At 66.6% G+C, this 19,516-nt stretch carries 24 protein-coding genes; 13 read left to right on the forward strand and 11 right to left on the reverse strand.

Translation table 11 applies throughout. From position 1 onward, the window contains the following. Window positions 1-102: 102 nt before the first annotated feature. Complete coding sequence (locus H8F24_RS11940) at window positions 103-1,383, forward strand: integrase arm-type DNA-binding domain-containing protein (RefSeq protein WP_197169760.1); 1,281 nt, start codon at window positions 103-105, stop codon at window positions 1,381-1,383. Here the strand turns inward: H8F24_RS11940 and H8F24_RS11945 are convergent. The 9 genes from H8F24_RS11945 to H8F24_RS11985 all read right to left on the reverse strand — a co-directional run bounded on the left by H8F24_RS11945 (window position 1,356) and on the right by H8F24_RS11985 (window position 6,030). Beyond that, window positions 1,356-1,562, reverse strand: coding sequence for an AlpA family transcriptional regulator (locus tag H8F24_RS11945; protein WP_197165875.1), 207 nt, complete (start codon window positions 1,560-1,562; stop codon window positions 1,356-1,358). The two genes, H8F24_RS11940 and H8F24_RS11945, sit on opposite strands and share 28 nt — an antisense overlap. A 50-nt stretch (window positions 1,563-1,612) precedes the next feature. Further along, complete coding sequence (locus tag H8F24_RS11950) at window positions 1,613-2,365, reverse strand: BRO family protein (RefSeq protein WP_197169761.1); 753 nt, start codon at window positions 2,363-2,365, stop codon at window positions 1,613-1,615. Then, the gene (locus tag H8F24_RS11955; protein ID WP_197169762.1) at window positions 2,362-2,646 is read right to left on the reverse strand and encodes a hypothetical protein; all 285 of its coding nucleotides are present in this window, start codon (window positions 2,644-2,646) and stop codon (window positions 2,362-2,364) included. The genes H8F24_RS11950 and H8F24_RS11955 overlap by 4 nt, the downstream gene beginning before the upstream one ends. After that, window positions 2,646-3,299, reverse strand: coding sequence for a hypothetical protein (locus tag H8F24_RS11960; protein ID WP_197169763.1), 654 nt, complete (start codon window positions 3,297-3,299; stop codon window positions 2,646-2,648). The genes H8F24_RS11955 and H8F24_RS11960 overlap by 1 nt, the downstream gene beginning before the upstream one ends. Beyond that, on the reverse strand, window positions 3,289-3,528 hold the full coding sequence (locus H8F24_RS11965) for a hypothetical protein (RefSeq protein ID WP_197169764.1): 240 nt from the start codon (window positions 3,526-3,528) through the stop codon (window positions 3,289-3,291). Before H8F24_RS11965 ends, H8F24_RS11960 begins: the two co-directional genes overlap by 11 nt. Beyond that, a complete protein-coding gene (locus H8F24_RS11970; RefSeq protein ID WP_231597787.1) occupies window positions 3,525-4,295 on the reverse strand; it encodes a hypothetical protein in 771 nt (256 codons plus the stop codon). Before H8F24_RS11970 ends, H8F24_RS11965 begins: the two co-directional genes overlap by 4 nt. Before the next feature lie 126 nt (window positions 4,296-4,421). Further along, entirely contained in the window at window positions 4,422-5,105 is a 684-nt protein-coding gene (locus H8F24_RS11975; RefSeq protein ID WP_197169765.1) for a helix-turn-helix domain-containing protein, read from the reverse strand. A 74-nt stretch (window positions 5,106-5,179) separates the two neighbouring features. After that, window positions 5,180-5,734 (reverse strand): hypothetical protein, encoded by a 555-nt coding sequence (locus tag H8F24_RS11980; RefSeq protein WP_231597788.1) that lies wholly within the window; start codon window positions 5,732-5,734, stop codon window positions 5,180-5,182. Continuing rightward, window positions 5,680-6,030, reverse strand: a complete 351-nt coding sequence (locus tag H8F24_RS11985) for a DUF2786 domain-containing protein (RefSeq protein ID WP_197169766.1) — start codon at window positions 6,028-6,030, stop codon at window positions 5,680-5,682. Before H8F24_RS11985 ends, H8F24_RS11980 begins: the two co-directional genes overlap by 55 nt. 88 nt (window positions 6,031-6,118) lie before the next feature. On the opposite strand from H8F24_RS11985, the gene H8F24_RS11990 reads away from it, so the two are divergent. The 3 genes from H8F24_RS11990 to H8F24_RS12000 are packed head-to-tail and all read left to right on the forward strand — an operon-like array spanning window position 6,119 to window position 9,412. Beyond that, window positions 6,119-6,295 (forward strand): hypothetical protein, encoded by a 177-nt coding sequence (locus tag H8F24_RS11990; protein ID WP_231597789.1) that lies wholly within the window; start codon window positions 6,119-6,121, stop codon window positions 6,293-6,295. Further along, complete coding sequence (locus tag H8F24_RS11995; protein WP_231597790.1) at window positions 6,282-8,876, forward strand: AAA family ATPase; 2,595 nt, start codon at window positions 6,282-6,284, stop codon at window positions 8,874-8,876. The genes H8F24_RS11990 and H8F24_RS11995 overlap by 14 nt, the downstream gene beginning before the upstream one ends. Next, window positions 8,876-9,412, forward strand: a complete 537-nt coding sequence (locus H8F24_RS12000; protein ID WP_197169768.1) for a hypothetical protein — start codon at window positions 8,876-8,878, stop codon at window positions 9,410-9,412. The genes H8F24_RS11995 and H8F24_RS12000 overlap by 1 nt, the downstream gene beginning before the upstream one ends. A 102-nt stretch (window positions 9,413-9,514) precedes the next feature. On the opposite strand, the gene H8F24_RS12005 is transcribed toward H8F24_RS12000, so the two are convergent. Next, entirely contained in the window at window positions 9,515-10,597 is a 1,083-nt protein-coding gene (locus tag H8F24_RS12005) for an IS110 family transposase (protein ID WP_197169769.1), read from the reverse strand. A gap of 219 nt (window positions 10,598-10,816) precedes the next feature. Here H8F24_RS12005 and H8F24_RS19945 point away from each other — a divergent pair, with 219 nt between their 5' ends. The 7 genes from H8F24_RS19945 to H8F24_RS12035 all read left to right on the forward strand — a co-directional run bounded on the left by H8F24_RS19945 (window position 10,817) and on the right by H8F24_RS12035 (window position 15,755). Further along, window positions 10,817-10,951: a hypothetical protein gene (locus H8F24_RS19945; protein WP_255518207.1), complete on the forward strand. Its 135-nt coding sequence runs from the start codon at window positions 10,817-10,819 to the stop codon at window positions 10,949-10,951. A 403-nt stretch (window positions 10,952-11,354) separates the two neighbouring features. Next, window positions 11,355-12,065, forward strand: a complete 711-nt coding sequence (locus tag H8F24_RS12010; protein ID WP_197169770.1) for a hypothetical protein — start codon at window positions 11,355-11,357, stop codon at window positions 12,063-12,065. Window positions 12,066-12,191: 126 nt separating this feature from the next. Further along, entirely contained in the window at window positions 12,192-12,509 is a 318-nt protein-coding gene (locus tag H8F24_RS12015; RefSeq protein WP_231597791.1) for a hypothetical protein, read from the forward strand. 3 nt (window positions 12,510-12,512) lie between these two features. Then, window positions 12,513-12,872 (forward strand): hypothetical protein, encoded by a 360-nt coding sequence (locus H8F24_RS12020; protein ID WP_190546166.1) that lies wholly within the window; start codon window positions 12,513-12,515, stop codon window positions 12,870-12,872. Further along, window positions 12,869-13,417: a hypothetical protein gene (locus H8F24_RS12025; RefSeq protein ID WP_231597792.1), complete on the forward strand. Its 549-nt coding sequence runs from the start codon at window positions 12,869-12,871 to the stop codon at window positions 13,415-13,417. Before H8F24_RS12020 ends, H8F24_RS12025 begins: the two co-directional genes overlap by 4 nt. Next, window positions 13,414-15,057, forward strand: a complete 1,644-nt coding sequence (locus tag H8F24_RS12030) for a terminase (protein ID WP_197169772.1) — start codon at window positions 13,414-13,416, stop codon at window positions 15,055-15,057. Before H8F24_RS12025 ends, H8F24_RS12030 begins: the two co-directional genes overlap by 4 nt. Further along, the gene (locus tag H8F24_RS12035; RefSeq protein WP_197169773.1) at window positions 15,054-15,755 is read left to right on the forward strand and encodes a sigma-70 family RNA polymerase sigma factor; all 702 of its coding nucleotides are present in this window, start codon (window positions 15,054-15,056) and stop codon (window positions 15,753-15,755) included. Before H8F24_RS12030 ends, H8F24_RS12035 begins: the two co-directional genes overlap by 4 nt. A gap of 26 nt (window positions 15,756-15,781) precedes the next feature. On the opposite strand, the gene H8F24_RS12040 is transcribed toward H8F24_RS12035, so the two are convergent. After that, complete coding sequence (locus H8F24_RS12040; RefSeq protein WP_197169774.1) at window positions 15,782-17,086, reverse strand: hypothetical protein; 1,305 nt, start codon at window positions 17,084-17,086, stop codon at window positions 15,782-15,784. Window positions 17,087-17,411: 325 nt separating this feature from the next. Here H8F24_RS12040 and H8F24_RS12045 point away from each other — a divergent pair, with 325 nt between their 5' ends. Together H8F24_RS12045 and H8F24_RS12050 are read left to right on the forward strand one after the other, a co-directional pair. Further along, window positions 17,412-19,001: a DUF4055 domain-containing protein gene (locus H8F24_RS12045; protein WP_197169775.1), complete on the forward strand. Its 1,590-nt coding sequence runs from the start codon at window positions 17,412-17,414 to the stop codon at window positions 18,999-19,001. A gap of 16 nt (window positions 19,002-19,017) precedes the next feature. Continuing rightward, window positions 19,018-19,515, forward strand: coding sequence for a hypothetical protein (locus H8F24_RS12050; RefSeq protein WP_197169776.1), 498 nt, complete (start codon window positions 19,018-19,020; stop codon window positions 19,513-19,515). The last annotated feature ends 1 nt before the right edge of the window (window position 19,516 follow it).

The following is a 19,516-nucleotide window of genomic DNA, read 5'->3' on the forward strand; positions in this document are numbered from 1 at the left end:
TATTTTTGACGGTATAGCCAGCCGGGTCCGGGTCTATACCGTCACCTGCCTTGCTGAACTGCCGACATCCCCTCCCGCGCCAGCGTTCCGGCGCTGTCCGCCATGCTCAGTGACAAGGCGATCCAGGCCCTGCGGCCCGACCCGGAACGCCCGGGCAGCAAGCACCACGACCGGGACGGCCTCTACCTCTGGGTGGCGCGCTCCGGCTCCAAGACCTGGCGCAAGGACTACCGCTGGCAGGGATTACGCCGCACCTTCACCATCGGCCCTTACCCGGCCGTGCGGCTCGCCGATGCCCGCAAGCAGGCCCTGGAGCTGAACACCTGGATCAAAGCTGGCATCGATCCGCGCACCCAGGCCCCAACTCAGCAGCGCAAGCAGGTCGAAAGCAGCAGCCGACCTTTCGTCCAGATCGCCCAGGCCTGGTTCGAGCACCACAGCGCCAGCTGGAGCCCCCGCTATTGCAGAGATATGCGGGAGAAACTTGATCACTTCGTGATACCGGCACTGGGGCAACTTGATATCGAGGCGATCACTCGCAGCGACATTGAAACCCAGCTGCTCGCGCCCATCCTCGCCAGAGGTGCCAATGAACAAGCCCGCCGCTGCAATGACGTCACCCGTCGCGTGATTGAGCACGCCGTTGATCTCGAACTTCGGCAGGACAACCCCGCCGTCAAAGCCCGCAAGGTCATCGCCGCCACCCGCGTAACCCACTACCACCGCATCAGCTGGGTGGAGCTTCCCGATCTCTTGGAGGTGATCGATCGCTTTGAGCGGCAACGCCTCGCCGAGCGCAGCAGCCTCATCGCTCTGCGCCTGATGATGCTCACCCTGGTGCGGCCCAGTGAACTCCGGGAAGCCCGTTGGAGCGAAGTGGATACCGAGGGTCGTCAGTGGATCATTCCCGCTGAACGCATGAAGACTCGCGTTCGCCACATCGTGCCGCTTTCCTCGCAGGCGCGGCACCTATTCGATCTGCAGCGGCCGATCACCGGCCACACCGATCTGGTCTTTCACACCCCCAACCACCGCGGCAGCGGCGAGCTGCGGGTCATGAGCAATGGCTGCCTCTCGATGCTGCTGCGGCGCATGGGCTTCCAGGGGCGGCAGACACCCCATGGCTTCAGGGGCTTCGGGCAGACCAACTGCATCGAGCAGCTCAAGATCCCCAGGGTGGTGACCGAAAAGCAGCTGGCCCATGCCGATGGCAACAGCGTCAGCCGCGCCTACGACTGGGCCGAATATCTCGAGGAGCGCTCCGACATGCTGCAGCGCTGGGCCGATCTGCTCGATCAGGTGGCCGTCGCTGCCGGTCTGGCGCCGGTCTCAGAGCTGAGCGCACAACTGGCTGGTCAACCATCAGCGCTGCATGCGGCCTGACGCTTGGAGGTGATCCAGTCCTCCAGCTCCTGCTGGGACCAGGCCACCGCCCGTGGGCCAATCACGATCTGCCTGGGGAACTCGCCTGTGGCGATCAGGCTGTAGATCGTGGTGCGTGAGAGGCCGACCCGGTGGATCACCTCTGGGAGCCGCAGCAGTCGATCGGTTGCGGATGTCATGGCTGATGGTCTGAATCTCAGGTGTGTGTCTTGGATTGGTTTGGTGCCTTTCAGTTGGTCTGGTGCAGCAACGCCACCACGGCCGGATCCCAGAGGATCTGCTGGCGGCGCTCTCCCCGACTGCAGAGCGGCAGGGCGACGCCCCAGTCCAGGCCGGCTTCTGTGAGCTGCCAGTCGTCGTCCTCGTTGCGCTGCTGCAATCCGGCGGCAGCGAGCCGCTGGTTGGTGTGGCGGAGCGTGCCATCCAGTCGGTCCGCCAGCTGATCAGCGGTCAGCCAGGCCACTCCGGCGCGCTGCTTCACGTCAACGCCGGCAGGACTGCTGTGGGCCTGGATCTCCTCCAAGACGCTGAGCAGGGCCTCGGCATGGGACACCCCGGTGAGGTGGATGATCTCGTCGGCCCCGCGCAGCACCTCCGCTGCGGTCTGCCTGCGGATCGCCTCGATGCTGCGTCGCGGCAGCTCTCCTTTGCCCTCTTGTCGGCGCTGCAGGGCGGGCAGCAGTTCGTGGGTGAGCCAGCGCCGCATCCGCGGTGCGCTGGGGTTGTCGCTGTTGAGCAGCCTGCGCAGCAGCGTGGCCTCATTGATCAGCGCCAGGGTGAAACCACCGGCGCCGGGACCCTCCTCTGAATGGAGGCAATGCTCCTCATCGCGTCGGTTCGCCATGGCCCAGGCCATCGGGCTCTCCGCCAGCGCATTGCAGGCATCGGCGACGACGATCCAGGCCTCGCCCTGCTGATCGGTGCTCACTCGGATGCGGTGCCCCTCGAACAGGTAGGGCACCAGAGCGGACGTGTTGCTCATGGCTGGGAAGTTGAGAGGACAGGTGAGTCATGCCGCGACGCGAACACTGCGGGGGTGAATCCCCCAGGGGTCGCGGCCAGTGGAGCTGGCACCGGACCCGCCAGGACCAGCAGCACCGTGCTCAGCTGCAGGGCCAGCACCAGCCACAGCAACCACTGCAGCTGCCGCAGGTCGCCCAGCCGGACGGTGGTGGTGATGGGCCGGCGTGTGCGGCAGAAGGCCGGCAGCTGCGGCTGCGCCATCGGCCGCGGCGTGCGGCCGGGGTGTTGGGGGTAGGCCATCAGAACGGCACCTCCTCATCGGCGAACTCGTCGCCGTAGTCCTCCCCATCCGCCAGCGGGATCGCCTGCTGCTGGCGGGCAGCGGCTTCATCGGAGCGGTAGGCCTGCTCCGCCGCCTCGATCCAGGCGGGGTCCGTGCCCTCGCGGATGCTCAGCGGGCCGTAGAAGCCGATCGTGACGTTGCGCGGCACCGCATCGGCCGCCGCCTGGTCTTCGATCTTGGGGCCCTTGGGGTTGCCGTCCTGGTCGTACTGCTGCGCCCAGCGGGTCTCCAGCACCAGCACGTCCCCCACGTTCAGCCGGCCGCGGCGGTGCTGACGGCGAGCCTCGATCCACTCGCCAAAGCCCTTCGCCTTGAGGATCAGCCGCACCCGATCCCCCGGGGCCGGCACCCCGCCCTCATCACCGATGCGGGCCTCCATCGTCGTGCCGGGCATGGCGATGGCATGGACCACCATTTCCTGCTTGACCTTGGGCCGGCCCTGGCGGTCGGTGCCGTTGGGGATCGGCTCCATCGCGCCGCTGCTGAGGTTCTTGCGCAAGCGGTCGCGTTGCTCCGGACGCACGATCGCCAGATAGGCCACCTCACCGAGGCGCTGTTGACGGATCACCGGCGCCGCGATGCGGCTGCCGTCGTTGAGTTCAATCGCCATGGGACTTGCTGTTCAGAGTGGAAGAGGGAGAAGACAGGGGAAGCAGGGGCTCCAGTCCGGCACCCAGCCGCAGCAGGTGATGGGCGGCGCCGGAGAGACTCAGCTGGTGCTCGGCCGACAGCTGCCTGACCTGCCGGTAGACATCGCTGTGCACGCAGACGCACAGGTAGTGACGGCCGTGCTGCGACCGCGGCTGGGGCCTGGCGTAGGCGCGGCGGCAGACACTCATGGCGTTCCCCCCGCCAGCTCGCGCTCGAACACGTCGATGAAGTCCTTGTGGCGTCGCTGGGTGATGCGGTCCTTGATCGTCCGCACCTCCCGGGGCACCTGGAAGTGGTGGCGGAACTCGATCGTGAAGCGCTTGCGCGCCTCCTGAGGCATCGCCCCGAGGAACTTGTGCAGGGTGGTGATCTCCTCGGCCGACAACGGCTCCAGGCCGGAGTCGCCGACTTCCGGCCCATCCGGAGCGCCGGTGTCCCACTCGTCGTCTGCGGCCTCAGGGTCGTCCGCAGCGGGGGCAGGGGCTGCAGAAGTTGCCGCGGCCTCAGTACCGGAAGCGGAAACCGAAGACTGCGGTCGCACCTGATTCGGCTCGATAGTCCGAGGAGGTTTGCCCACAGGAATGCCCAGCAGGCCCGCCAACAGGGAAGCGGTGAGCGCATGCCAGGCCGCACTGCCCTCCTGGGGCGCCTGAGCTTCGCTGAACTCCTCGGCGCCGCCGCGGTGCCGCAGGGTCACCCGCAGCACCTCGTGCTCCTCGTTGATCAGCTTCTGGGCGCTGAACGAGAAGCCCAGGGCAAAGGCCGGCGCAGCCGCCTGCACGACCTCCTGCATGGAGGTGTCGGCGATGGCAGCCATCTGGGACTGGAACTGGGCCAGGCCCTCGGCCCACTGGGCGCGGGCCCGCTCGCGGCTCTGCAGCAGAGCCTGGCTGAGATCAAAGGCGGCGGTGGGACCTGGCGTCGGCTCCATCCGCCCGCAGGGGGTGGTGGTCATCGAAGGCACTGCGGGACCGGCGCCCGCTTGCCTCGGATATTAGCGGCTCGCTAATCCGAATCTGTAGCTTGCGCGACGCAAGGCATGGCCTACTCCGAACCTGTCCGGGAGGTGTTCGTGCATGCCTCAGCTGGGGCCCGTCTTGGTGGACCACTCCTCCAGCCAGCGCTGGGGCAGCCACGCCTCTCCGTCCCACATGCCCTGCAGCTGCTCGGCGGAGTAGGGCTCAAAGCCGGCAAGCATCGCCTGAAAGGCCTGCCGCTGCTTGGCTGGGGCCACCTTGGCGGCAGAACTCAGGGCCTCCATCACGCCGATGCCGTGCAGCTTGGCGGTCTGCACCAGCTGGCCGCGCCACTGTTCGCTCAGCCTCGCCGCTTCTGCGGCATCGACCTCAGGCTGGGCCGGCACGACAGGCGCCTGGTAGGCGCTCGGCACCGGCAACAGACCCAGGTGGCAGCTCCAGAACTCTGCTGGCCCCCACACCCGCTCCTCGTCATCCACCAGGGGTTTGGCCTGGCTGATCAGATCCTTGAGGGCCCGGGTGCGCACGCCGCTGAATTCTTTGGCGGCCAGCCGGCGGTTGACCTCGGCAAGGGCAAAGAAGCTCTCCGGCCTGGGCTTGGGCGCCTTGCCGTTCTCGAACACGCTCAGCGTGCTCGGTGCCATCACCTCAAAGCCCGCCTCGCGGGCCCACTTGTAGGCCGTGTACTGCGTCCAGTTGTTGAGCTCCCGCCAGCGCCTGAGCATGCGCCCGAACTGCTGGCCGGCCTCGAGCTGCTTGGCCTCGATGTACCGGTACTCAGAGCTCATCAGGGCTTGGATCTGGCCATTAGCGAAAGGCTAAGGCATCCCAATCATGACCATGAACAGGTGACCTGTCTGTTTCAGGGCGGTGTGGGCGCTGACGATCCTGTCCTGGACGGTCGGCCTGACTTGCCTCGACCAGCGCTGGTGACGGGGCGATGGGCTTGGCGCCGCCCTCCACGCCGGGCGTATGGCGACGGTTTCACCTTGCCCATCGGCACCACCCAACCGCCGGTGACCACGGGCACAGGCCAGCAGATGGCCTCGCGGAGCAGCTGCTCCAGCTGCTGGCGCTGCTCCGGCTCCAGCAACGCCACGGGCTCGACGATGCGGCTGTCCGGGCCAAGGGTCCAGTCGTCGCGTTGGCAGCCGTAGACCCAATCACGGCCGCCTGGCGCCTGCGCCCAGAGCAGCGCCCCAAGTTGGTCGCGCTCGATCGCGATCTCCAGCTGCCAGCCGCTGGCCAGATCCAGCCGCATCCGGCCCCACCAGATCTCACTCCAGGGCCTGTCTGCCAGGAAGGCCTCACCCGCCAGCAGCGCCCGCAAGGCCTGTTGGATCTCGGCGGCGCTGCAACGGCTCAGGGGGTGCAGAGCGGGTGACGCAAGCCATTGCCACGGCACCAGAGCGCCCACTCCCCGAGGGCGATCGGCTTGCCGCAACAGCGGCAATGGCCGGGATGGCGGACGCGGATGCGGCGAAAGCCATGGGGGTCGGCTGTGGGCTGCCTGTGGGGCACTCCTGCCGTGGGAAACCCGGGCGCGGACGCTGCAGAGGGAGGCTGCCCGCTGACCTGCAGGCCGTGCTCACGGATCAGGCGGCATGCCAGATAGGCGCTGGTGCGCGCCTCCTCCAGGTGGGGTGAGGCGGTCATCGCCACCAGCTTGCGGACCTTCTCCGCTGCCCGATCCGCCGCTGCGCTGTCGACCATGCCCTATTCGCCAATTGGATCAGCTTAGCGAGCCTGTGCCAGCATGGATAAACTGATTCGGCATGCCGAGGTTTCCATGTCCTCGATGATGACTCCGCTCTCCGTGCAGTTCACGCTTGAGCAGCGGGACTGGCTGGATGCGCGCACCCGCGGCGGCGTGCTCTCGCGTTCCTCGGTGATTCGGCTCATCGTGGCCGAGGCCATGGAACGCGAGCAGCTCGCCAGCAAGCCCCGCCAGCGCCAGGTGCTCGATGGCCAGCCCTGAAGCGGCCACCAGTCCCGCAAAGGCCTGCATCGACCGCGGCGCAGCCGAGCAGTTCCTCTCCCTGCTGGGCAAGGACCCTGCCAGCGCCCGGCTGCGTGCCTTCCCCCATCGCGGCAACCCCGCCAAGGGAGCAATCGGCGCCCGCAAGGGTCCTTTCGAGCTGGCGGTGGCGGAGCAGTGGCAGCGGGAAGGCCGCGGCATTTACCTGGTGATCAACGACGGCGGCGACCGCAAGAGCGAGATCACGGCCTGCCGGGCGTTCTTTGTGGAATGGGACGACCGGCCTATCGCCTGGCAGCTGAACGCCTGGAAGGAGCTGGGGCTGCCCGAGCCCTCGCTGATCGTGCTCAGCGGAGGCAAATCTGCCCATTGCTACTGGCTGCTGGAGCAGCCCATCCCGCCAAAGGAGTGGGCGCCGCTGCAGGCCGAGCTGATCGCCTATGCCAGCGGTGATCCCCACTGCAAGGACGCCTCACGGGTGATGCGGCTGCCGGGCTGCTGGTACGTGGATGCGGCCGGCGAGCCCACCGCCCTGGTGGAGCTGGTGCATGTGAGCGGCCAGCGCTACGCCCCTGATGACATCTCCCTGGCGCTGCTGCCCGATGAGTTCGCCGAACCCGCTGCAGACCCTTCAGCCCAGCAAGCAATCCCCCTGGAGGCCCCCTGTGAAGCCTCCGGCACTGGAATTCCGCTGCCTGAGCTGGGCGATGAGGACTTCGGGCCGCCGCGGCCGCTGGAGCAGATCCGCACCGCCCTGGCCGCCATCCCCCGCCGGGTGGCCGGCAGCAACACCTACTCCGACTACCGCAATCTCCTCTGGGGTTTGATTCAGGCCTGCGAGCAGGCCGGCCACGACCGGGAGCTGGCGATCGCCCTGATGGAAGCCCACAGCCCCTCGGCCAGCTGCGGCTGGGACATCCGCCAGGTGGCCAGCTCTGGAGGCGAGCAGATCAGCGCGGCGACTTTCTGGTTCCACGCGCGTCAGCACGGCTGGCTGCCGCCGGAGCCTGCCCACACCCCGAGGCCTCCTGGTGCGCACGCCACAGGCAGCCGCCGACACCAGGGCGACACCGGTGGGCGCCATCCCGGTGGCAAGGGCACCGACCACACCAGCAATGCCAGGGGCACCAAAGGAGCTGGCTCTGGCGCAGGCCCGCAGCGCTTCTCGCCTCGGCCCGACACCCGGGTGCGCTGGGGAAAGGTGCACCTGCCGATCAACCGCCGCCTGAACGCCTTGGAGCACTGCATCCGATCCCTAGTGGGCCGTGAGCGCAACAGCCTGCGCCGCTCGGCCCGCGTGCGCGAGTCCCATGCCGCCCTGCAACTCAAAACCGCCCTGCGGCTGCAGGAGATCGGTCAGCTGATCCTCGAGGCCCACGACCTACGCAATGGCAACCGCTTCCGCGGCCTCGATCAGGCCGAGCGGCTGGCAATGCCGCAACCGGTTGTGGCGTGGGAGATCCCCGGCTGCATCCCACGCCGCGACCTCTCGATCGTGGGCGGCCGGGCCAAGGTGGGCAAGACGCGGCTGGTGCATGCCCTGGCCCGCTGCCTGCTCTGCGCCGAGGACTTTCTCGGGTTCGGGGCGCCGGAGGAACCGCGGCCGGTGATCCTGGTGACCGATGACCAGGGCGACGGCGACACCGCCCAGATGCTGCAGCAGCTCGGGATCTGGGATCACCCGTTGCTGCTCTGGTCGCGCCGGTTCCGGGCCACGGAGGCCAACCTCGATGCCCTGCTGGCCTGTCTGGCCGCCCACCCTGGGGCGGTGGTGATCCTCGATTCGCTGCGCTCGATCACCCGCAGCTGCTGCTTTGGCGAGAACGATCCGGAGATGGGGTCGCTGATCTATGACCTCAAGCACCAGATCACCGATGCCGGCGGCACGTTGCTGCTGATCCACCACTGCAATAAGGCCAACGACACCACCGGCACCGAGGCCCTCTCGGGCCACAACGCCATTGCCGGGGCGGCCAACACGATCCTCACCCTCCACTACCTGGCCAAGGGCAATCGGTTGATCAAGGATTCACCCCAGCGCCGCCTGGTGCGCGAGGCCCGCTCCGGCCCACCCGCCGATCTGGTGGTGGCGATCGACGGCAACACCGGGGCCTTTGCCCGGCTGGGCACCTACGACGACCTGCAGGAGCAGCAGGAGCAGGAGAGCGATCTCGATCGCGCCGCTCAGCGGGTGCGCAAGGCCAGCGAAAAGCAGAAGGAGGCCCTGCGTTATCTCCAGGCGCTGCACACCAACGGTCTGGCCGGGGTGGGCCTGCTGGAGCTGCAGCAGGCGATCGGCATGGCGCCGGCGGAGGCGCGGCTCAAGCGGGACCTGGAGGGGGAAGCGCTGACCACCTACAAGACACTCCTATGGACTGTCAAGCCCCCGGACGCTCCGGCTGAGCGCCATCGAGGTGGCAGTGCTGACCAGCTCAGCCACGATGGCCGTGAACCAGCGCTGGCCACGCCGTGGAACCCGTCACCACCTCCAGCGAGCTGCTGCTGTGGGAGGCCATCGACCAGGTCCGTAGGGCAGAGGACGGTCCTGATCTCTCCCTCGATGAGCTGGCTGAGTGTGTGATGGCCGCCCTGGGTTCATCGCTGTCGCTGCAGCAGATCTGCAGAGCGGCTGATGGCTTGCTGCACCTGGCCGACGATCCCAGCCAAGGGAGCGCCGCACGGCAGGTTCCTGTGGTCGATGTGCAGGCCGTGCAGGAGAGGGCGCTGAATCTCTTGGATTGGCAGGAGCTGGAGGATGGCGACGATCGCAGCGACAACCAGAAGCTGATCGACAACGCCACCGATCCCGACACCGTGCTCGTGCGCGATCCCTCCGCCACTCCGGAGCTGCAGGAGATCGGCATCCTCGAGCTCCTGCAGCGCTATCCCTGTCGCGGCAACGATGCCCGCTGGAGCCCCGACGATGCCATCGCCTTCCTGGAGACAAAGGCCCGCTGGCTGGATGCGGCACTGGAGACCTGGGAGGCCGATGGCGAGGCCATGGCCGACGACAGCGACGTGAGCGAGGCCAAAGCCGTCGTGCTGGTCGTGCCGGAGAAGCCTGGCCAGGCGTTGCTGTCCGAGGTGCTCGACGTGCTGATCCCCGTGGAGGAGTGAACCACCGGCCGGCTCTCGTTCTGGCAGATCCGTTGCCTGCCGCCCCACGGCAGGCAACGGATCTGCCAGGAGCCTGGGCTACTGGAGCAATCCTGCTGGCGATCAGGCCGTTGCGGTGCGAACGGCGGGACCGCCGCGCAGGATGCCGAACACCTCGCGGGCGACGAACCGCTTGAGGCAGCGGATGATCTCCTTCATCGAGCGTCCTTCTGCCGTGCGTCGTTCGACGTACTCCCGGGTCTGCTGATGCCGCTGCAGCCGGCAGATCACGATGCGGTGCAGGGCGCAGTTGGCCTGGCGGTTGCCGCTGCGGTTCAGCCGGTGCCGCACCACCTTGCCCGAACTGGCGGGCAGTGGATTGACGCCACAGAGGGCAGCGAATGACGCCTCGGATTTCATCCGTTCCTGGTTGTCGCCAACTGCCACAACGAGGGTGGCACTGATGTCCACACCCACGCCGTAGGTGTTCCGCAGCTCGGGGCACAGCTGCATGGTCAGTCGATCCAGCTGCGTGACGGTTTCCTTGAGCTCCTCATCCAGCTGCTGGATGCGGCGCGCCAGGATGCGCAGGGTCATCTTGGCGGCCGCCTGAGGGGTGGTGATCTCGCCAGAACGCAGGCCTGTGCAGCTTTCGAGCAGCTCCTTTCTCTTGAGCCGCTGCAGCCGTTCCCGCAACGCTGCCGGCGCCGTCACCACGATGGCGTGCAGCTGATTGAGGGCTGCGGTGCGGTTCGCGGTGGCCGAATCCTTGGCCACCTTGAGCATGCGGATCATCTCCACCAAAGCGTCGCCCGCCTTGGGGATGACGCTGGCCGTTCCGGCGATACAGGCCCGTGCTGCGGCCTCCGCATCGATGGTGTCGTCCTTACCGATGCGCCGCCGCGTGGAGCGATCCGGCCGGTTCACTTCTACCACTGCCATCCCTGCGGCCTGCAGGGCGCGGCAGAGCCCGGCGCCGTAGCAACCGGTTCCCTCCACGGCGAATACCGGGTTGGAGCCGAATGCTGCGGCCCAGCGGATCAGCTCCTGGTAGCCACTGCGTTTGGCATCCAGCTTGAGGCTGCCCAGCCAGCCGCCATTGGCGCCCAGGGCCACCGCCATGTGCGTGAGTTTGTGGGTGTCAATGCCGACCACCACATCGTGGCCAGTGCTGATCTCGGGGGCATGTGCTGTCGCTGCGCTCATGACTGCTGGGGACGGGAGGGGGTGCAACCAACCGGGCAGACGGACAGGCCATTGACGGGACGGGAACGTCGGACTCCTATGAGGTCACGGGACTTCCCGGCTGGTTGCCCCACCGCACGGACCGACAGGTCTTGTGAAAGACACCACCCCAAACTGGAGAAGGTCCGCCATGAGCAGGGTCAGGCCCGCGCTGGTGGGGTCCCGAAATCATCAATGGCCATGGGCCGCTTCCTCGGCAGCCTGGACGGCTTGGTTACAGCCACCAGGGTGGGCACCAGCGGCGCCAGTTACTACCTCCGCTATGGGCTCAGTGACGCCGGCGCGGAGTGGCTGGCGCGTGAGTTTGATCTATAGGGGGTGGATTCTTGCGATTCTTTGGATCTTCCTGCAGCGCAATTGATCTGACGCTTCTGGCAGAGCGGACTCTCTCAGGATTCTCTGGATTCTTTGCTGGCCACCGCCAGTCCGACGCTGCTCACGGGCGACTGAACCACAACCGCTGGAGAAGGAGCTGGATTCGTTGGATTCTTTGGCCCCCTCACCAGCGCAGCCACTTTGGAGCGCCAAGCGGGCTGGATCCGTTCTGGATTCTTGGGATTCTTTGGGGGACCTCACTCCCTGCAGCAGACAGTCCCTGGGGATCAAAGAATCCAAAGTATCCAAAGAATCTCACGTTCGATCTTCTGCCCAGATCCCCTGCGCTGCAACGGGGTCCAAAGAATCCAACCAATTTGGTGTATCTCGTGAGGTTCTGGTGATGCCGACGACAACCTCCGCGCATGTCTTCGATCGCCAGATCGCTGCCGGTCCCTGGCTCAGGCCGATCCCAGGCCTGCGGCGCACCGACCCGGAGCACCGCTACTGGCTGGGGGAGCACCTGTTCGCGGTGTCCGTCACCGGCGTGATCGGCTCAACCAAGAGCGAATGGGCGATGGCCCGCATCGAGGCCACCCGCCACGTCTGGGAGCCGCGGGGCCACACCGTGCACCTGGCGCTGGAGGCCCTGCTGCACAGCCGCTTCCATCCCCTGCCCCAGCAACGCCAGCAGGCCAGCCGACTGCTGCAGCACCTGCGCTCTGGCGACTACCGGGACTGGATCGAGCCGTTGCTGGCCCACCCCCACTGGCAGCAGGTGACGGTGATCGCTTCCGAGCGCCCCACCTGCTGCCTGATCCGGAACCTGGCCGGCACCTACGACACCGGCTACATCCAGCAGGCCGATGGCCTGCGGGTGCTCGCTGACCTCAAGACCCTCTCCAGGCCCGGATCGGGCAGCTACTGCACCCGCGCCCAGCTGGGTGGCTACATGGCACTGGAAGCCACCTGGGGCGTGCACTACGACGCAGGCCAGACGATCTGGGCCCGGCCGGGGGAGACCCGCTTCTCGCCGCTGTATTCCCGCGAGGAATGCCTGGCCGCCTGGGCAGCGGCGTGGGCGGGCTACGTGAGCAGGTTCCGGCCCTGGTGATGGACTCTCCGAACCGATGTATTCGGACTATCGAGCCGCTATGGTTTGTTGCAGGTCGCTTGCTCGCGCCTCTTTGCTCCTTCGCTGGCTCTGCTGATGGCTGCCACCACCGCCAGCTCTGCTCGAATGGCTGGCGCCGCCCTCGACGCGCTGCTCGATCGCATCACGGTCCTCAAGCTGCAGCAAAAAAGCATCGACGCCGAGCTCTCCCCGCTGCTGGAGCAACTCAGCGGGGCCCTGGAGGCCGGCGAGCTGGATGCCTCCTTCTCCCACAACGGCTGCAGCTTCTGCTGGTCGGCCGGGCGCACCAGCTACGCCTACCCCGAGCCGCTGCAACAGCAGGAGCAGGCCCTCAAGGAGGCCCAGCGGCTGGCGGTCGCCACCGGCGCCGCCAGGGAGAAGCACGGCAAGGCGTTCTGGACGATCAAGCCGGGCCGGAGCTGAACGATGGCCAATCCCCAGAAGCGCAAGGGGGATGCGGCCGAGCGGGAAGCGGCCCAGCTGCTGAGCGATCTGCTGGGCCTGGTGGTGCGCCGCAAGCTCGGCGCCGGCCGCACCACCACGGCCGGTGGTGACACCGGCGACCTCGATGGCGTGCCGGCCCATGTGATCCAGGTGGCCAGTTGGGCCAACACCGCCGCCGCGGCCCGTCTCAAGCCTGATGAGGCCGCCCTGCAGGCCGAGCACGCCGCCGTGCCGTTCGCGGCGACATTGGTGCGCTTTCGCGGCGGCACCTGGCGGGTGGTGCTCACCCCCGAGCAGTGGGCCGCCTATGTGCGGCTGATCCTGCGGGAGGGCCTGCTGTGAGCCGCCGTGCCTCAGCCAAGCCAGCCGGCAGCGGAGAACCCCAGACCCCGGATGCCGATCAGGCGTTGCTGAACGAGCTGCGCCAGGCGCCGGCCCAACAGGATGCCGATGGCCAGCCCGTCTGGCCGGCGGCGGATCCCAGCCGACCGGTGGGCAAGGGCAACCCGCCACGGGGCCGCCGCAGCCAGAACCACAAACCGCGCGCCACCCACATGGAGGTGGAGACGCGCATTGCCGAGGCGCAGCTGTGGATCGCCCAGCGGCTGCCACTGGCAAAGATCAGGGAAAAAGCAGCCCAGAACTGGGGAATCACCAACATCAAAACGATCAGCCGCTACCTGGCTCTGGCGCGGCAGCGGATGGTGGAGGAGCTGATCACCGACCGCCGCAGGCATCAGGCCGAGCAGATCTTTGCCCTCAATGACTGCGCCAGGCGTGCGATGGACGCCGAGCAGTTCAACGCGGCTGTGGGCGCCTTCCGGGTGATTGCTGAGATCGGCGGGCTTCTGCGGGCACCGATCAAGCCGCCGGAGCCCAGGGCGTGAGTGCAAGCACCCCCGCCACCGCGACGCCAGCCGTGGGGCTTCAGGCTGCCACCCCCACCGAAGGTGGGTTGCTGCTGCCGGAGCTTGACCCCTGGGGCGATGGCGGCCTGCTGCTCCTCCCCACGTCCGCCAAGGTCGAGCCTTCGGAACCCCAAACCCTGCGCAGTTTCATCGCTGAGGCCTACCCCCGCTACGGCTTCCACCGCTGGGCCGAGGTGTTGATCGAACTGCTCCAGCAGGTGGCCGATGGCCAGCTGAGCCGGCTGATCGTCACCTGTCCGCCGCGGCTGGGGAAGAGCCTCCTGGTCTCCAAGCTGTTCCCGGCTTACTTCCTGCAGCGCTACCCGCATCTCTTCGCGGCGATTGCCTCGTACTCGGCCGAGCTGGCCTACGCCCACTCCCGAGAAGCCCGCCACTTTTACCGGGTGACCGGCCACCTGCTGGCCCGCGACTCGGCGGCGGTGGGCAACTGGCTGACGCGGCAGCGGGGCGGCTGCATTGCTGCCGGCGTCGATGGCCCGTTCACCGGCAAGGGCTACAGCCTGGGGGTCATCGACGACCCCTACAAGGGCCCTGGCGATGCCGCCAGCCCGGCGCTGCGGCAGAAGCTGATCGACTGGCTGCGCTCGGTGTGGCTCACCCGCGCCGAACCTGCGTCGGTGCTGGGCCCGGACGGCAGGGAGCAGCCAAACCTCTCGGCCCAGGTGGTGGTGCTCACGCGCTGGGACCACCAGGATGTGATCGGCTGGCTGCTGGAGCAGGAGCTGGGGGAGGCGCCGCAGCACTGGACCGTGCTGGACCTGCCGGCCATCGCTGAGGAGCCAACCGAGCGGGCCAAGCTGCCGCCCACCTGCACCCTGATCCCCGACTGGCGGCCGGCGGGAGAGGCGCTGTGTCCTGAGCGGTTCCCCCTGCCGGAACTGCTCAAGATCCGCGCTCGCCTGGGGGCCTACTGGTGGGCGGCGCTGTACCAGCAGCGGCCGAGCCCGGCGAGCGGATCGATCTTCCTGCGGCAGTGGATTCGGCCGCCCCTCCCCCGTGAGGAGGGCAGCCAGCGCCAGTACGCGCTGCTGGCGCTCTCCTGTGACCTCAGCTTCAAGGGGGAGGCGGAGAGCGACTACTGCGGCTTCTGCCTGGCCGGCTTGCTGGCACCACCGGTCCGGAATGCCATCCCCCGAACGGGTGAACCGCAGGGGCAAATGACCACGGCGGCACTGGAGATCGAGGTGCTCTGGGCCGCTCGGCACCGCTTTGGCCTGCCGGAGGTGATCCGTTTCCTGCTGGGCTGTCTGGAGGCGCTGGAGCAGCAGGGGCTGCGCCCCAATGCCGTGCTGATCGAGGACGCCGCCAACGGGCCGGCGGTGCTGCAGTCCCTGCGGCGGCGGGTGCCGGGGATGCTGCCGATCACTGCGAGAGGCAGTAAGGAAACCCGCGCCCATGCCGTCGCCCCCCTGGTGGAGGCCGGGCAGATCCGCTTTCACCACCGTGCTCAGCCGCTGGTGGAGGAAGCCATACGCTTCCCCAAGGGCAGCAAAGACCTGGTGGATGCCTTCTGCCACGGTGCCCTGTGGCTGGAGGGTCGCTACTGGAAGGCCCAGGGCATCCAGCCGGTGGTGACGCCGCTGCTGGTAAGTCGGTGAGCGAGCCAATGGTGTCCGCGGTGCGGGAAAATCCCAGGCCATCGCTTGTGGCGAGCCCAGGGGCTGCTGTGCTGGCGCCGGCCGTGGTGCAGCTGGTGCTGCCGATCACGGTGGTGCTCATCGGCGATGCCACCGAGGTGGAGCGAATGCTGCGGCAACGGCGCTACCGCAGGCCGGCCTGCCACGCCCGAGCGCAGCAGCTGGAGATCAACCTCCAGGAACCGGAGCGTCACCACCCCAGAGCCCAGGGTCAGCGGCCACGGCGCTGCAGACCCCGTCGCCAGCGCCCGATGCGGCCCCATGCCGCGGCCGATGCCCTGGCTCTGGAGCACATGGATCTGGCGGAGAAGATCGCTGGCAACTTCGCGCGGCGCACCATCCATCCCAAGGAGGATCTGCTGCAGCTGGCGATGATCGGGCTGATCAAGGCGGCGCGGCGCTACGACCCGTCACGTGGCCTATTCCGGCCTTACGGGCGCACCTATGCCAATGGGGAGATCACGCACTTTTTGCGGGACAACGGCTTCCTGCTGAAGGTGCCGCCGACATGGCGGGAGCTGCATGCGCGGGGGCAGCGGTTGCTGACCTCAGGGGTGGGAGTGATGGAGATGCTGCAGCGATTGGAGATCAGTCGCGAGCAGTGGGTTCAGATTGCTGAGGCCTGCTCAGTGCGGGTGGTTGCATTCCCTGTTGATTAAGCGTGCGTGTGGCTGACATCTCATTCCTACCCGGCGCTTACCGGACAGGGAAGCTCATCCTTGACTAAGCCCAGATCACAGTTTCGGAGGAAGAAAAAGAAGGTAGAATCAATCGCGTATAGCCGACGCTTGCCAATATCGTAGTCAATCAAGGGCGGATTGATGCCCTTCTTGTGCTGAAGAGTCGAGAGATTGTGAAGCAGATTGCTCATGTCAGATGGGCGCACATCATCCTTGCGATGATGATGCTGCTTGATCCTATCCGCAATGTCGGAGCGACTGATTCCATGCTCGAGGCCGGCGAATCCCATTTCCAGGATTGCGCAGACGAGATAGTACGGCAAGTGAAGTGGGGTCTTTTCTTTATCTTTTGAGTGAGTAACATTGCCAGAGGAGATAAGCTCAAGCGCTTGAAGATGCGTGGCTCCGTATTGCTCCGCTTTCTCTTGAATCGCCGTGTTGGAGAAGTCAATGCTAGAGATCTGTTGCGACAACTGCCTCCACTCTGATACTCCTGCAGCGATGCATGTGTGCTTCAACAACTCCTGGAAAACGCCAATACTTCCGAAAGAATTTTCAATGCAATGCTGAATCACATCAGGCGCGAAATCGACATTCAGGTGCTTTGCCCCGTCCGTGGCAACTCTGTGAAACTCATCTTCAGTCCAAGGCTCTACGGCAACATCAACGACTCGGTCAGTGAGGTCGGGGCAATAGATTCGGAGCTTGTCTTTTTGGCGCCACACTCCCAGCACTACAAAGATGACGCCCATTTCCTGAAAAGAGCGCAGATCGAAGGATAGCTGGCGCTGCTTCTCCTCTGTAAGGTAATGGAAGTTCTCTAGGACGATCTTCTTCTTAAAGTTCACGCTTTTTAAGAGCTCGGCGATATCTTGAGCAACGGCCAGGTTAAAAGGAATCGTTTTGAGGTTTTTTTGGCTCTTATCCACAGTCTTGAGTCCGCTTGACGCATTCGCCTCGCCCTCGCCAAAGAACCAAATTGTCGCCTTTGCCCTGATCCCCAGAGTTGCCGAAGCCTCTGAATCCTTCTCCTCCACCTTGCCTATCTCAATATCTACTCCGCATTGGCGGAGGATGCTCGAGTAAATGTCCTCCACGTTGCTATTCGGCGAGAGGCGTACAACAACATTCTGGTCGTATGGCAGATACCGTGAAACCAGCGCTGTTTTGCCCTGCTTCGACGCTCCGTACACAACCACATGCTTATCCTCGTTTAATACGGCAGTGAAGAGTCCGTCAATGTTGTCGCGAACGATGTATGACAGCACTGGGTCTGCGCTGACGCCGAATACCTGGTTGAGGGTAGTCATTGTGCAATCCACTTGAACATGAGAGAGGTTTACGAGGCATGGTTAAAGGTGGACGAACCCTCAGCATTGAGTGACCAGCCCCTTCGTGACTCGCGTGATAATTCTAGGTCGCTTAATGCAGATGTCTGTCTGTCGCTTGACTGCGAATCCTTGGCAGGAAATTCATCGCGTCTGACACCTCGGCGAACCCACGCATCAACCTAGGGTTTCGGGCTGGTCGACCCGTCTGCCCTGACGCTATGGCCAAAAGAATGCAGATTCTGTATGGAATGCCCCCGCGGCCAATTGCTGTTGCTGGCAAAGGCGTTTACCCAGCAAGCAGCCCGTGCCCACTACCCGGCGCCGCAGGACAACTACCCCCTGCAGCTCCTCCTCGCCACCAGCGCCGCAGGCTCAGCCACCTGCCCAGCCCCCCTGGCTGGAACACCCCATCCTCTCGGGCCTGAGAGACCGCCTGCAGCTGGTCTACGACTGCTGGACCCTGCTGGAGCTCCCCGACGGCACCAGCCGCCGGCCGGTGTATTTGCCCCGCGGCATCGAGGAGCCCGAGACCTGCTACCTCAAGCGGCTGGAAGCTGCCCGCCCCACCGGCTTCTACCGCGATGCCCTGCGCACCTACGCGGGGATGCTGTCGCGACTTGTCTGGCAGGAGCTGCCCGACTCGCTGACCAGGGTGGCCACCGATGTGGACGGCCAGGGCACGGACCTGGGGGTGTTCCTGTTCCTGGCCGACCTGCTCACCCTGCGCGATGGCGGCTGCCTGATCCTGCAGCTGCCGCCCCAGCACCGCTGGCCCTCAGAAGGGGACCGGCTGGAGGCCCTGGCCAAAGGCGATCGGCTCTCCCTGCCGCGGCTGCAGCTGGTGCCCCGGGGCGACCTGCTCAACTGGCGCCTGCCCACCGACGGCTCCACCGGTGCTCCGGCGTCGGGGCCGGTGGAGATCGTCTGGCGGGAACCGCGCCGCCAGGCCCTGCCGCCCCGCTACTCCAGCGACCATGCCGCCGTGCCCACGGTGGTGCTCGACGCCCACGGCGGGCTGGTGCCCGATCCACAGGCCTGGCTCTACCGCAGCCTGGCGGTGGGCGATGACGGCCTGCTGCTGCGCAGCTGGCAGGCCAACCCCAACCCCGGCGCCGCCGATGGCTACGACGTGGTGCCGGTGGGGGAGCCTTCGCTGCTGCCCCAGCGCTTTGACCTGCCCGCCCTCTGGTACTCGGTGGATGGCACCGCCTTTGGTGAGGGCGATCTGCCCCACCTGGGGCTGGCGCACCAGTACCTCAACCACTACCGCTGCCGCAGCGAATACGAGGACCTTCTCTCGCGCACTGCCCTGCCGGTGGGTGTGCGCACGGGCCTGGTGGATGCCTACGGCTTCCGCCGCAGTGATGGGGCACTCGGCTCTGGTGCGGCTGCCGGCGGAACTGATGCTCAACGCCCCCAGCGGCTGGTGCTCTCCACCTCCTCCTTCATGGACCTGCCCGAGGGGGCCACGTTCCAGTGGGTCGAAATCGAGGCCCGGTCGCTGGCGGAGCATCGGGCCTACCTGCAGCAGCTGGAAGACGCCATGCGTCGCGATGCCCTGATCCCGGCCGGCGGCCAGGGCCCGGCCCGCACCGAGCTGGAGATTTCCCTGACTGCTGGCCAGAGCTTTGCGGTGCTGCAGTCGCTGGCGGGTCAGAAGCGCTCGATGCTCAGCACCCTGCTGCGCCAGTGGACCCGCCTCACCGGCGAGAAGCTCTCCGACACACCGGCCTGCAGCGTGGAGATCTGCCCACTGGCGCCGCCCCAGCCACCGCGCAAGCCCCAGCCCTCGGTGCAGGAGTGGCTGGTGCTGCATGAACGGGGTGTGATCGATGGGGCCGAGCTGCGCCAGCAGCTGGGGCTGGGCGAGCCCAACGGGGGCAGAGGCAGCTGATCTGGCAAGGGAGGGCATGACCCAGTCCTCCCCACCCACCTGCACCTGGCGTCCCGGTGATGCCGAGGCCTTGCGCATCGCCCTGTCCATCCCGGTGACCAGTGCCGCCCTTGCGGCCCTGAACCGGGAGATGGCCCAGCTGCAGACCCACTACCCCACAGGGGTCTGCACCGCCCAGGGCCACCTCGATGCCATTGCGGCGCTGAATGAGCAGCTGGCCGCACTGACACCGGCAGAGGTGAACAGCCCGGTGCGCAGCCGGCGCAAGGGCGTGGCCGGTGGCGTGGTGCCCAACCCACTGCCGCTGAGAAAGTTGGCGGTGGTGGAGTACGCCACCGAGCTGCTGCTGGAGGAAACCGAGAGCGAGTGGAACCCTGCGGGCCCCTCACCGGCGGTGGTGCTGAACCGGCAGCGCAGCCAGCACATCGGCCAGCTGGCGCTGCTGCTGCCGCGGCTGCAGAACTGGCGCCAGTGCAACCCCGACCCCTTCCGGGGATCGCTGGTACGGGGCTGAG

The organism is Synechococcus sp. CBW1002, from assembly GCF_015840915.1.
In the GTDB taxonomy this organism is placed as follows: domain Bacteria; phylum Cyanobacteriota; class Cyanobacteriia; order PCC-6307; family Cyanobiaceae; genus CBW1002.